Consider the following 13,204-nt stretch of genomic DNA (forward strand, 5'->3'; position numbering starts at 1 on the left):
TGGACATCATTAGGCACTTCCGTTGTGGACAGCAGCTTCCCGCAGTTGTAGAGCATCTTTACCAATGAAGTAACTCTCTCCGATTACCCGACAACTTGCATTAACCTACCACTTTAGCTCAATAAGAAAACCGAAATTATTTTATTCATTTGATATTTTCATGATAAATATTATTTAGAAATTACTGTAAATAAAAGGGCGATGTGATAATCTTATAAAGAGGTTTTTTTAAGGAGTGGGAGCTTGCCGTATGTCGTACATATTTTAAGTGTTTTTATGATTTTTGTAGGAGGAATCAGTTTATATCGCTCTCTTAAATATAAAGGGTATGGAGCGTATTTTAAAGTAAAAAAATTGAAAATTCCATTATGGATTATTACGTTAGGGGTTTCACTATTTGTTATAAGCATGGGTATTTATGCGCTAATATTAGAGGGAACATGGTAGTAATATAAAGATGGAATATACGATTGTATAAGCTTTAATCTAAGTGAATCATAATAAAGTGAAACTTCCATCAGTTGGAGGACTTCATTCCTCAACTATCTTTTTTTGCTTCTCCCTGAATCTTGAGGTGGAGTGGCTTACTGTCTGTTAATACGGGATAAATTTGTTAACTTAATATAGTCATATGTTCTCTATTAATAGGATTGAAAAGGAGTAGAATATTCTACTCCTTATATTTTTACATTTATGTATATATTGGTGTATAACATACATTCGAGCGCGGATTACGAACACTTTGTTACATTTCATAGCAGTGATTTTAAGATTCATGACGAACTAGTAGAGAAGATAGAAAAAGGAGGGATTATATGGAGTTAGCAGTTGAACAAGTGTTTACAAAAGAAATTTTACAAGAAGGGGCAAAACGCTTCGGTGTAACTGTTACGGAAGAATCATTAGGAGACTTTGAAAATTATATTTTTCGTGCCGAGGGAGAAGATTGTACACCATATGTTTTGCGTTTGACACATTCATCTCATCGTACATATAAGCAAATTGAGGCCGAATTAGATTTTCTAGCATATCTCGGGAAAAACGGTGCAAAGGTAGCTGCGCCGCATCGCTCAAAAAATGCTCTATTTGTCGAAAATCTACAAGCAACTGATGGAACTTCTTTTTATGTTTCTCTTTTTGATTATGCAAAAGGAGAAAGGGTGAAAGATAACGATCCTGATATTTGGAATGATACGCTCTTTTATGCATGGGGGAAAGCGATTGGTCAGTTACATAGACTTACAATGCATTATCCAAAAACAGAGAATCGTGTTACGTGGATGGATGATGAAATTACAATTGTTGATATGTTAAAGGAAAATCATGAACTGCAACAAATCGCCTATGAAATTATAGAAAAAATTAAGAACTTACCTTCTACAAATTATACATTTGGATTAATTCATGGAGATATTCATCATGGAAATTTCCACTATGAAAATGAAGAGTTAACAATCTTTGATTTTGATGATGCAACGTATAATTATTTTATACATGACCTTGCAATGGTTCTGTATTATTCTGTCTTACAAAAAGATTGGTCGGAAGAGCAGAAGACGATTTTTGCACGTCATCAGTTGCAAGTATTACGAGAAGGATATGAGACAGAGCACCAGCTTGATGATTCCTCATATGATGCTTTGCCGCTTTTCATGCGTCTTCGAGATGTTGCTTTATATGGAACAATCATGAAAAAGTTTAACGGTAAGAAAATGCCAGAGCATTTTCAAACATTAACAAGTGCTATTCATCAGAGAATTCTTGCAAGAAAAGCAATTATTGAATGTTAATAAAAATAAGAAACTGACCTAAAACACTCTCAGTGGAGTTATGGTCAGTTTTTTCTTTTTTAGGCTAGTTTGAATTAGCTGATTGATGCTCTGTTTTTATTAATAAACACATTTTGTGTTTTTATACAAAAATGTGTTTATTTTCTCAAAATAATATTGTATTGCATGAGGTGTATATTTTATACTTTTTATATATTCTGAAAATTCTAATTTATGAAGGAGGAGGATTTGTGGAAACCTTTGTTAATTGGTTCAATGGTATTGTATGGAGTCCTGCACTTGTTTATTTATGTTTAGGAGTAGGTTTATATTTTTCAGTTCGAACGAGATTTCTACAAGTTAGACATGTCGGTGAGATGGTAAGACTTACATTTCAGGGAGAGAAATCAGAAGCTGGTGTTTCTTCGTTTCAGGCACTAGCACTTTCTTTATCAGGCCGTGTTGGGACAGGGAATATTGCTGGAGTGGCCACAGCAATCGCTTTTGGAGGACCAGGAGCAGTCTTTTGGATGTGGCTTGTGGCCTTTTTGGGAGCTGGCTCTGCTTATGTAGAATCAACACTTGCACAAATTTATAAGACGAAGTACAAAGGGCAATTCCGAGGTGGTCCAGCATATTACATAGAAAAAGGACTAGGGATTAAATGGTATGCGATTGTTTTCGTTATGGCGACAATTCTTGCAACAGGGATGTTGCTTCCTGGTGTACAAGCGAACAGTATTGCGGTAAGTTTGGAAACAGCGTTTGGTATTAATACATCCGTATCAGGGGCAATATTAGTTGTTGTACTTGGTCTTATCATTTTTGGTGGTGTAAAACGTATTGTTAATGTAGCACAAATTGTTGTGCCGTTTATGGCAGCTGGTTATATTCTTGTTGCTTGTTTAATTGTTTTTATGAATATTGATAAGTTGCCAGATGCTTTCATGCTTATTTTGAAAAGTGCATTTGCGTTAGAATCTGCATTTGGAGGGATTATCGGTTTAGCAATTTCATGGGGCGTAAAACGCGGGATTTATTCAAATGAGGCTGGACAAGGAACAGGAGCGCATGCAGCTGCTGCAGCGGAAGTATCTCATCCGGCAAAACAAGGACTTGTACAAGCATTTTCGGTTTACATTGACACATTATTTGTGTGCTCGGCAACAGCATTCATGATGATTATTACAGGGATGTATAATGTGTTTGATGCAAGTGGAAAAGGGTTTCTTGTTAATAACTTGAACGGTGCGGAACCGGGACCTGGTTATACACAAGCTGCTGTTGAATCTGTATTCCCTGGTTTTGGAAATGCTTTTGTTGCTATTTCTCTCTTTTTCTTTGCTTTCACAACCATTATGGCATACTACTACATTGCAGAAACGAATATTGCTTATTTAAATCGCGAAAAAGATCGTCCTTGGATGATACTTGTGTTGAAATTTATATTCTTAGCAACTGTATTCTATGGCTGTGTGAAAACAGCGGCAACAGCGTGGGCGCTTGGGGATATTGGTGTTGGTATTATGGCCTGGGTAAATATTATCGCAATTCTATTCTTGCAAAAACCGGCGCTTTTAGCATTGAAAGACTATGAGAAGCAGAAGAAGGAAGGGAAAGATCCTGTATTTGATCCTCAAGAACTTGGTATTAAAAATGCTGATTTTTGGGAGCATGAATATGGAAAAGATAAACAAGAAGAGGTTTCGTAAAAAGATAAAAGTGAAAGAAGCAAAGAGAGCAATCTCTTTGCTTCTTTTTCGTGTCTAAAAGATTACTAGTTATTTTTTTAGGTGTTTTCGAATATAAAAAACTGTATAGGCTTTTTTGAGTTGTAAAGGAGGGGAGTAGATTGATTGTCTTTCGCGATGTCAATAAATATTACGGCAGCTTTCAGGTTTTAAAAAATATTAATTTGCAAATTGAAAAAGGGGAAGTCGTCGTGGTCGTTGGTCCATCGGGATCAGGAAAAAGCACGTTGCTGCGCTGCATGAATCAACTAGAGATAATTACGAATGGTGAATTGTTTGTGAATGGTGTAAACGTGCATGAGATAAAGAAAGATATAAATCAACTAAGACGAAGCATCGGCATGGTATTTCAACATTTTTATTTATATCCTCATAAAACGGTGCTTCAAAATATTACACTTGCCCCGATAAAAGTGCTCAAAAAGCCGAAAGAAGAAGCAGAAAAAATTGCTATGTTTTACTTAGAAAAAGTGGGGATTACTGATAAAGTAAATGCCTATCCGCACCAACTATCAGGCGGACAGCAACAGCGCGTTGCCATTGCAAGGGGGCTAGCAATGAGGCCGGAAATCATGCTGTTTGATGAACCAACTTCTGCACTTGATCCCGAAATGATTGGCGAGGTACTCGACGTTATGAAAACATTAGCAAAAGAAGGAATGACGATGGTTGTTGTTACACATGAGATGGGGTTTGCTCGTGAGGTAGCTGATCGTATTTTATTTATGGACAAGGGTCAAATTGTGGAAGAAGCAGCACCTGTTGATTTCTTTGCAAATCCAAAGCAAGAACGAGCACGATTATTTTTAAGTCGTGTGCTTAATCATTAAGGGAGGAATTCGATGATTAAAATGAAAAAGTGGTTTACGCTTATCGCTTTTGCGTGTTTATTTACATTGATTGTAGCTGGGTGCGGAAATAAGAAAGAGGAAACGAAAGAAACTGTAAAAAATGAGAAAGAAACTGTTATTAATCAAATTAAAGAACGCGGAAAATTAGTTGTTGGTGTGAAGTATGATACGAATCTATTTGGATTAAAGAATCCGTCAACGGGCAAGGTAGAAGGATTTGATATTGATGTTGCGAAAGCACTTGCTAAAAAAATTCTAGGCGATGAGAATAAGTTAGAATTAAAAGAAGTTACTTCTAAAACGCGCATCCCGATGTTGAAAAACGGCGATATTGACGCAATTATTGCGACAATGACAATTACCGAGGAACGCAAAAAAGAAGTTGATTTCTCAGATGTGTATTTTAAAGCTGGACAATCTTTACTTGTGAAAAAGGGAAGTAAAATTAAGGATATAGCTGACGTGAAAAAAGGTGTAAAAGTGTTAGCTGTAAAAGGCTCTACTTCTACGAACAATATTCGTGCAAAAGCACCGGAAGCGACTGTGCTTGAATTTGAAAACTATAGTGAAGCATTTACGGCATTGAAGGCAGGGCAAGGCGATGTTTTAACAACAGATAATGCCATTTTATATGGTATGGAAAAGCAAGATGCAAACTATGAAGTTGTTGGAAAAATCTTCACCGACGAACCATATGGTATTGCAGTGAGAAAAGGAGAAACAGAGCTTACGAAAGTAATTAATGAGCTATTAAAAGAGATGAAAGCAAATGGAGAGTACGATAAGTTGTATGAAAAGTGGATTGGGAAAAAGCCTGAGTAAAACTACAAAATATATGATAACAAGAGGATGAGAAATAATCATCCTCTTGTTATAAAGAAAGAGGGGGAGAGTTTGTGCCCGATTTTTCTATTCTCTCAAATAATCTAGATTTGTATTTAGAGGGATTCCGATATACATTGATGTCTAGTATTGTTGCATTAATTGGTAGTTTTATTCTTGGCATCATAATCGCAGTGATGCGAATTGCACCAATTCGGGTTCTAAATTGGATGGGTACAACATATGTAGAGTTTATTCGGAATATCCCTTTGGTTCTAATTGCATTTGCTTTTTATTTTGCTTTTCCGGTAATTGGCGTTACATTAAGTGGCTTTGTTGCTGGTACAACTGCACTTACTATATATACAGCGGCTTTTATTACAGAGGCAATTCGTGCAGGAATTTTATCAGTTCCGAAAGGGCAGATGGAAGCAGCGCGTTCTTCTGGTTTAACGTACGTGCAAGCGATGTATTATATCATTTTACCGCAAGCAGTAAAAATTGTGATTCCGCCGCTAGGTAATCAATTCCTAAATTTAGTGAAAAACTCTTCTATACTAGGTATTATCGCTGGGGCGGATTTAATGTACCAAGGTGATTTAATCTCTACAAGAACATTTGTCACATTTGATGTATATATATTTGTTGGTATGTTTTATTTACTGTTAACTGTTCCGCTTAGCATGGGTGTTCGATACTTGGAGAAACACTTGGCGAAAGGAGCTGTGTAAATGGATTTTCGGGGTGCCTATACAGGAGATCATGTTATTTTTTTACTAAAAGGACTACTTATTACGTTAGAAATCGCTCTTATAGCAATCTTCCTTAGTTTTATAATTGGTAGTGTAATCGGTACGTTACGATATGCGAAAATACCGGTTGTATCAGCATTACTTGCCTGTATTGTTGAAATCATTCGTAATTTACCGCTGTTATTAATTATTTTCTTTACATATTTTGCGCTCCCAGAAGCTGGCTTGAAATTAGAGATTACAACAGCAGCCATTGTGGCTTTGACGATATTTGAAGCAGCGATGATATCAGAAATTGTTCGCAGTGGTTTATTATCAATTGAGAAGGGACAAATTGAAGCAGCGCGCGCTTCTGGACTATCGTATGTACAAACGCTTCAGCATATTATTTTACCGCAAGCACTGCGACGTATGGTGCCGCCGATTGTCAGTCAATTTATATCCCTTTTAAAAGATACATCGTTGGCGGTCGTAATTTCATTGCCAGAATTAATGCATAATGCTCAAATTATTAATGGTCAAAATGTAAACTATATGATTCCAACTTTTATTCTCGCCGCATGTATGTATTTCATTGTAAATTATAGCTTGTCTCTTTTTTCAAGACGTTTAGAGAGCAGATAAAGTGAAACTTCCATCAGTAGGGGGCTTCATCTCCCACTGATGGTTAGTTGAACCAATCGGGCATTAACGGGCAGTTATCCCCACCTATCTTCTTCGCTTTTCTCTCAATCTTGAGGTGGGGATCTTACTGCCCGTTAATGCGGGATAACTCTTGCATATTATTTTATGCAAGAGTTATTTTTTTAGAAAAGTTTTAATTTTATATAGAAATTGTAAACGCTTTATTGTATATTTTATATTATCAGAAATTTTAAAATACAGAGTGCGTTTAGGGGAGGAAGAAGATGAAGCAAACAACGAATGAGCAATTACAGCGTACAATGAAAAGTAGACATTTATTTATGATTGCACTCGGAGGAGTAATCGGGACAGGTTTCTTTCTCGGATCAGGATATACAATTAATCAAGCAGGACCAGGAGGAGCAATTCTTTCTTACCTAGTCGGTGGGCTTATTATGTATTTAACGATGCTTTGCCTTGGTGAACTAACAGTTGCAATGCCTGTTTCTGGATCGTTTCAAAAGTATGCAACGAAATTTATCGGACCTGGAACAGGATTTATGATTGGCTGGTTGTATTGGCTTGGCTGGGCTGTGACGGTTGGTTTAGAGTTAACGTCAATTGGTTTAATGATGAAAAGATGGTTTCCAGATGTTAATACTTGGGTATGGTGCCTTGTGTTCGGTAGTCTTTTATTCATTACAAATGCAGTATCAGCAAAAAGCTATGCAGAATTAGAATTTTGGTTTTCAAGTATTAAAGTAGTTACCATTATTGGATTTATTCTTCTTGGTGGAAGTGCAATACTTGGGTTTTTACCATACGACGGAAAAGAAGCGGCGCCGCTTTTTTCTAACTTTGTACAAGATGGTGGATTATTTCCAAATGGACTTGGAGCTGTGTTACTAACAATGATTACTGTAAACTTCTCTTTCCAAGGAACAGAGTTAATTGGAATTGCAGCAGGTGAAAGTAAGGAACCGGAAAAAACGATTCCGCGTGCAATTCGTAATACAGTATGGCGCATTATGTTATTCTTCATTTTAACAATGACGATTTTAGTAGGACTGATTCCTTGGAAAGAAGCGGGAGTTATTGAAAGTCCGTTTGTTGTTGTATTTGATAAAATCGGTATTCCATATGCAGCGGATATTATGAACTTTGTTATTATTACTGCTCTATTATCTGTAGCAAACTCTGGGTTATATGCAGCAACACGTATTTTATGGTCGCTATCAAATGAAGGTATGGCACCAACTTCCTTTAAGAAGTTAAATAAAAGAGGTGTTCCTATTACTGCATTAGTTGTGACGATAGCTGTTGCAGCACTATCTTTATTAACAAGTGTATTCGCAGAAAGTACAGTATACATGTATTTACTATCTGTTGCAGGTTTATCAGCGGTAGCGAGTTGGATTATTATCGCATTTTCACAAATTCGATTTAGACAACAATATTTGAAGAATGGTGGCAAGCTGGAAGAATTAAAATATAAGACACCATTATATCCGATTGTTCCAATTGCAGCGCTTATTTTAAATAGCATTGTTGTGATTAGTTTAGCTTTTATCCCAGAACAGCGCATGGCATTATATTGCGGCATTCCATTTATCATTTTTTGCTACGTGTATTATTATATAAATAAGAAACGACAGCAAACGGTGCAAGTAGAAATGGGGAATACATATGAAACTAACAGTCAAGCGCAATGAAATAACAACTGATCTTCCGTATGGTGAATTGCAAATTGGAAAAGAAAATGGGTATACACCATTAGAACTTCTTATTGCTTCAATTGCAGGATGCAGTTCGATTGTGTTTCGAACGATTTTAGAAAAAAAACGTATTACGTATAATGAGTTTACAATTGAAGCTGACATTATAAGAAGTGAAGTTTTGTCAAAACCAGTGGAGAGCATTCATTTGCACTATAAAATAAAGGCGGAGGGAATCACGCAAGAGCAGTTAGAAAAGGCGTTAGAGCTTGCTGTGAAGAATTGTACGATTGTTCAATCCGTGAAGGATAGTATCCAAATTATTGAAACAATTGAATTGATTTTATAAAAAAGTGAAAACTACCATTGCTATGTTTTGTATACATAGTAATGGTAGTTTTTGTTGTGGAGAAATCATCCTATACTTTCATTTAACATGATTTTCGTCATTGTTTTCATCAAAAAAATACGAAAATTTTTAAGAAATAAAATCATTGACATTATTAGTTATAAGGTTTAATATTTAAAAACGTTAAATATTTTAGGGGTTAAATAAGAGGTGGAACATATGCAAAATGATGTAACTCATATTGATAAAATTCAAGCTCTTACATTTTCTATTGGAAAGAAAATGCAAACGGAGTTATTAGAGCAATTGCAATCATCTGGACTAACACCACCGCAATTTTATATTTTAAAAATTTTAAATCATTACGGCACAGCAAGGGCGACAGAATTAGCGAAAAAAATGTATGTGAAGCCAAGTGCAATTACAGTGATGATCGATCGTTTAATCGATCAAGAATTGGTGTTACGCTATCATGATAAAAATGATCGCCGCGTTGTCGTAATTGAGTTAACGGCGAAGGGGAAAGATGTATTAGAAGAGGCAATGACTGCTCGGAATCAACATATTGCAAAATACTTTTCACAATTAGAAGTACAAGAGAGAGAAGATTTACTTCGTTTGTTTGAAAAACTAGAAGCAATTATTTGCCAAACATCAGAGAAGAAAGAGAAAAAATAAAGAGAGTCGAGGAGATTACATGGAACAACAAGCAAATCAAAATAGAACATTGTTGTTAATTGGTTTAGTTATCGCAATGTTATTTGCTGCATTAGACGGAACAATCGTCGGTACAGCAATGCCGCGTATTGTCGGTGAACTTGGCGGATTAAGTTTAATGACATGGTTAACAACAGCATATATGCTATCATCAACAACGGTTGTACCAATTGCTGGTAAGCTGGCAGATTTGTTAGGTCGCCGCAATGTATATTTGACAGGATTAATTATCTTCATGGTTGGTTCTGCGCTTTGTGGTATGGCAAATGGTATGACAGAATTAATTATCTTCCGTGGTATTCAAGGGCTAGGCGGCGGTATTATGATGCCAATGGCCATGATTATCATTGGGGATATGTTTACAGGGAAAGAACGTGCGAAATGGCAAGGGATTTTTGGAGCACTTTATGGTCTTGCTTCTGTCATTGGTCCACAAATTGGTGGTTGGATTGTTGATTCAATGAGCTGGAGATGGGTGTTCTACATTAACTTACCAGTTGGGATTATAGCAACAATCTTTATCGCAATGGGCTTAAAAGGACAGAAACAAACTGGCCCAATTCAAATTGACATCGCGGGTATTTTTACTATGATTCTCGGTGTTGTGAGCTTATTATTAGCATTAACATTTGGCGGGAAAGACTACGCTTGGGGTTCTTGGCAAATTATTGGGTTATTTGCGCTTGCAGTTATTGGTCTTGTAAGCTTTGTTATTGTTGAGACAAAAGCGAAAGAACCGATTTTACCTATCCATTTCTTTAAAAATCGTACATTTACACTATTAAATACAATTGGTTTCTTTATGAGTGTTGGAATGTTCGGAGCCATTACGTTTGTACCATTCTTTATGCAAGGAATTGTAGGTGTAAGTGCTGCTGAATCGGGAACAATTATGACACCAATGATGATCACGATGATCATTACAAGTATTATTGGTGGTCAGCTTGTATTAAAGGTAGGAGTAAAACCACAAATTATCACTGGAATGCTCATTATGGCCGGTGGATTCGGGCTTTTAACTACAATGGATATGCATACAAGTAAGCTCGTCGCATCGTCATATATGATGGTTATTGGTTTAGGAATGGGTCTTGTAATGCCAACCTTAACATTAGCATTACAAGAAAGCTTCCCGAAAAAAGATCTTGGAGTTGTGACTTCATCAAGTCAATTCTTCCGTCAAATCGGTGGTACATTTGGGATTACTATTTTAGGTTCTATTATGAATAACACATCCGGTACAGTATTAACAGATAAGTTAGTACCTGTGCTAAATACGTTCCCACCACAAGCAGGGGAAATAGCGGCGAAGTTTAAAGACATGATTCACACAAATCCACAAGGGCTATATTCAATGTTATTTAGTCCAGAATCATTGAAGCAAATGCCAGAAGCAATCGCAAATAGCATTGTACCTGTCTTGAAGACATCATTATTAGATTCTCTTCATCATGTATTTATGACTGGATTAGTATTTATTGTAGTCGGTGCCGTATTTACACTTTTCTTGAAGAAAATTAAGCTTTCTAGTCGTAAAAAGGGAACAGAAGAACAAAATAGTGAAACAGAAGAACAAAAGAATGAAACAGAAGAGAAAGATGCAAGTGTATCTTATTCATAATAAGGAAGAGCATCGCCTATAATGGCGATGCTTTTTGTATTTTTACATAGATTTAATCGCGTCTTTTTACTTATAAACAATTGACGGATTTTACTGAATAAGTTATATTATTTGTGTAAACGGTTACATATGATAGAGAGGGAAAAGAATGAGTACGATAAAAGACGTCGCCAAATTAGCAGAGGTATCCGTTGCTACTGTTTCTAGAGTATTAAATAAGAATGGCTATGTGCATGAAGATACGCTCAAAAAAGTAAAGCGGGCAATTGAGTTATTAGATTATAAGCCAAGTACGGTGGCACGTTCTCTATATAATAAGAGTTCTCGTCTAATCGGATTAGTTGTCCCAAACATCGTAAATCCATTCTTTCCAGAGGTAGCCCGGGCAGTAGAAGACGTAGCTCATAAACAAGGATATACGGTTGTGCTATGTAATTCTGATGAAAGTTTAGAAAAAGAAAAGCAATACATTGATGTGCTTATACAAAATAATGTCGATGGCTTTATTGTCGCAACAAATCCGCAAAATAGTGGGAATTACATGAATTTACAAGTGCCGGTTATAGCAATTGACCGCATGTTTCATGAACGTATTCCAACAGTATATGCCGATAACTATTCTGGAAGTAAACAAGCGACAGAGCTTTTATTAGCAAAAGGATGTCAAGCGATTGCGCATATTCGTGGACCGCGAAATCTCAGTACTGCAAATGAGCGTTTTCAAGGATTTATCGATGCTGTCACGAAACAAAATGTTTCTTACGTTATTGCAGAAAGTGAATTTCATCCTATGAAAAGTGAGTATGTTGCTTCTGAACTGCTTGAGAAGCATCCGTATATTGATGGTATTGTAGCAGGAAATGATTTGATTGCACTAGGTACAGTAAAGGCAGCATTGCAAAAGGGAATATCTATTCCAAATGAATTACAAATTATCGGATTTGATGGGATTTCTTTAGCTGAAATGATGTATCCAGCTATCACAACGGTTGCACAGCCTATTTATGAGATGGGGAAAATTGCAACGCAGTTATTAATTGAGAAAATAGAAGGGCGTCAATTAAAGGAAGAGCATCATCGTTTAGCAATTACAATTATTGAGCGAAATACAACGAAGTAAGGAGAGAAAACGATTGGCGAATATTGCGGTAATCGGCAGTATTTCCGTGGATTTAGTTGCCATTTCAAAAAAACGCCCCAAAGCTGGGGAAACAGTAATTGGGGAAGCATTTCATACTGTTCCAGGTGGAAAGGGTGCAAACCAAGCTGTAGCTGCAGCACGTTTAGGCGCAAATGTTGCGATGGTTGGAGCGATTGGAAATGATAATTACGGAAAGCTTGTTCGAAAAAATTTAGAAAATGAATGTATTTTTATTGGTTGTGTGGAAACGATTACAAATGAAACAACAGGAATTGCCCATATTGTATTGGCTGAAGAAGATAATAGTATCATTGTTGTACAAGGTGCAAATCGTCTTGTAAGTGAGCAACTTGTAAATCATGCAAAAGATCTTCTTACGAAAGCGGATATGGTTGTTTTGCAGTTAGAAATCCCACTCGAAACAGTAAAGTATGTACTAAAAATTTGTGAAGAACATCAAATTCCAGTAATTTTAAATCCAGCTCCAGCACAAATACTGCCAGAGGAATTGTTACAAAAAGCAACGTATATTACACCAAATGAGCATGAATGCCGAATTATTCTAGATGATTTCACGTCACCAATTGAATTGTTACTTGAAAAATACCCCAATAAATTGTTGATAACAGAAGGCGGAAACGGTGTTCGATTTCATAATGGAACAGAGATTGTTCATGTACCAAGTATTTCTGTTGAAGTTGTCGATACGACAGGAGCTGGAGATACATTTAACGGTGCATTAGCAGTTGCAATTGCAGAAGGAGAAGAATTGCAAAAAGCGATTCATTTTGCAAACATTGCAGCGGGACTCTCTGTAACAAAATTAGGAGCTCAAGGTGGAATGCCATCACGAGATAAAGTACGAGAAGTGCAGATGATTCTTGGATGGTGAAGTATTTATTAGTGTTGTTATGGCAACATTAAATTTAACGTATATTGAACTGTCGAATACATTTAAAATTATGACTTTTAGCGTAATTTTAACTTAGAGGTATTGACTTATCAGTAGGTTCTATTTTAGCATTACTACATACACTTATTGTTGGTATGAAATCGTTTTTTGCAATAGGAGTGGGATTGCTTGCTGTTCTT

Annotated in this window: 13 protein-coding genes; all 13 read left to right on the forward strand. The window is 36.3% G+C overall.

All coding sequences use genetic code 11. The features are described 5' to 3' along the window. Nucleotides 1-243 precede the first annotated feature (243 nt). Complete coding sequence (locus tag CN326_RS10935) at nucleotides 244-447, forward strand: hypothetical protein (RefSeq protein WP_098309051.1); 204 nt, start codon at nucleotides 244-246, stop codon at nucleotides 445-447. A gap of 368 nt (nucleotides 448-815) precedes the next feature. Then, nucleotides 816-1,790, forward strand: coding sequence for a phosphotransferase enzyme family protein (locus CN326_RS10940; protein WP_098309052.1), 975 nt, complete (start codon nucleotides 816-818; stop codon nucleotides 1,788-1,790). Between the two features lie 230 nt (nucleotides 1,791-2,020). Next, complete coding sequence (locus CN326_RS10945; protein ID WP_098309053.1) at nucleotides 2,021-3,481, forward strand: alanine/glycine:cation symporter family protein; 1,461 nt, start codon at nucleotides 2,021-2,023, stop codon at nucleotides 3,479-3,481. Between the two features lie 140 nt (nucleotides 3,482-3,621). Next, complete coding sequence (locus tag CN326_RS10950) at nucleotides 3,622-4,350, forward strand: amino acid ABC transporter ATP-binding protein (RefSeq protein WP_098309054.1); 729 nt, start codon at nucleotides 3,622-3,624, stop codon at nucleotides 4,348-4,350. A 12-nt stretch (nucleotides 4,351-4,362) separates the two neighbouring features. Further along, nucleotides 4,363-5,193: a glutamate ABC transporter substrate-binding protein gene (locus CN326_RS10955; protein ID WP_098309055.1), complete on the forward strand. Its 831-nt coding sequence runs from the start codon at nucleotides 4,363-4,365 to the stop codon at nucleotides 5,191-5,193. Nucleotides 5,194-5,267: 74 nt separating this feature from the next. After that, complete coding sequence (locus tag CN326_RS10960) at nucleotides 5,268-5,924, forward strand: amino acid ABC transporter permease (RefSeq protein WP_098309056.1); 657 nt, start codon at nucleotides 5,268-5,270, stop codon at nucleotides 5,922-5,924. Further along, nucleotides 5,925-6,569, forward strand: a complete 645-nt coding sequence (locus tag CN326_RS10965) for an amino acid ABC transporter permease (protein ID WP_098309057.1) — start codon at nucleotides 5,925-5,927, stop codon at nucleotides 6,567-6,569. 284 nt (nucleotides 6,570-6,853) lie between these two features. Further along, entirely contained in the window at nucleotides 6,854-8,281 is a 1,428-nt protein-coding gene (locus tag CN326_RS10970) for an amino acid permease (protein WP_098309058.1), read from the forward strand. Beyond that, the gene (locus tag CN326_RS10975; RefSeq protein WP_098309059.1) at nucleotides 8,256-8,633 is read left to right on the forward strand and encodes an OsmC family protein; all 378 of its coding nucleotides are present in this window, start codon (nucleotides 8,256-8,258) and stop codon (nucleotides 8,631-8,633) included. The genes CN326_RS10970 and CN326_RS10975 overlap by 26 nt, the downstream gene beginning before the upstream one ends. A gap of 219 nt (nucleotides 8,634-8,852) precedes the next feature. Further along, nucleotides 8,853-9,311: a MarR family winged helix-turn-helix transcriptional regulator gene (locus CN326_RS10980; protein WP_098309060.1), complete on the forward strand. Its 459-nt coding sequence runs from the start codon at nucleotides 8,853-8,855 to the stop codon at nucleotides 9,309-9,311. Nucleotides 9,312-9,330: 19 nt separating this feature from the next. After that, nucleotides 9,331-10,971, forward strand: coding sequence for an MDR family MFS transporter (locus CN326_RS10985; RefSeq protein ID WP_098309061.1), 1,641 nt, complete (start codon nucleotides 9,331-9,333; stop codon nucleotides 10,969-10,971). Between the two features lie 148 nt (nucleotides 10,972-11,119). After that, on the forward strand, nucleotides 11,120-12,091 hold the full coding sequence (locus CN326_RS10990; RefSeq protein ID WP_098309062.1) for a LacI family DNA-binding transcriptional regulator: 972 nt from the start codon (nucleotides 11,120-11,122) through the stop codon (nucleotides 12,089-12,091). 13 nt (nucleotides 12,092-12,104) lie between these two features. Further along, complete coding sequence (gene rbsK / locus CN326_RS10995; RefSeq protein WP_098309063.1) at nucleotides 12,105-13,004, forward strand: ribokinase; 900 nt, start codon at nucleotides 12,105-12,107, stop codon at nucleotides 13,002-13,004. Nucleotides 13,005-13,204: the final 200 nt, after the last annotated feature.

Origin of the sequence: Bacillus sp. AFS018417 (assembly GCF_002560985.1) — a bacterium.
Taxonomy (GTDB): Bacteria; Bacillota; Bacilli; order Bacillales; family Bacillaceae_G; genus Bacillus_A; species Bacillus_A rhizoplanae.